Raw genomic sequence first — 334 nt, 5'->3', positions numbered from 1 at the left:
CTTCTCGATGAGCGCTCCGGCCGTCTCGCAGCATCTGCGGGTGCTCGAGAAGGCCAAGCTCATCGAAAGACGGGCCAGGGCGCAGTGGCGCGTGTGCTCGCTCTCGCATGAGCCACTGGACGAGGCCGCGGCCTGGGTGGAGCGCAATCGCCAGGCGTGGCAGACCAGATTCGATCAGCTCGACGCGGTGCTCGCCGAAGCCGATCCCGCGCAGACGGCGCCCGGGCGATGAGCGAGCGGGAGCTGGAGATCACGCGCGTCTTCGACGCCCCGCGGGAGCGCGTGTGGCGCGCCTGGACCGAGCCGTCGGTGATGGCGCGCTGGCTTCATCCGC

General features: G+C 70.7%; 2 protein-coding genes. Both read left to right on the top strand.

What is annotated here, in order from left to right; genetic code table 11:
• Positions 1 to 232 (top strand): ArsR/SmtB family transcription factor (locus SB660_RS19480; RefSeq protein ID WP_410583891.1); only part of this gene is annotated, 232 nt, incomplete at its 5' end.
• On the top strand, positions 229 to 334 hold a 106-nt coding region (locus SB660_RS19475; RefSeq protein WP_410583893.1), incomplete at its 3' end, for an SRPBCC domain-containing protein. The genes SB660_RS19480 and SB660_RS19475, both read left to right, overlap by 4 nt.

This window comes from Bacillus sp. SIMBA_005 (assembly GCF_046535585.1).
Classification (GTDB): Bacteria; Bacillota; Bacilli; order Bacillales; family Bacillaceae; genus Bacillus; species Bacillus pumilus.
The sequence above is the reverse complement of the archived record's forward strand: the minus strand, read 5'-3'. Positions and strand labels throughout refer to the sequence as shown.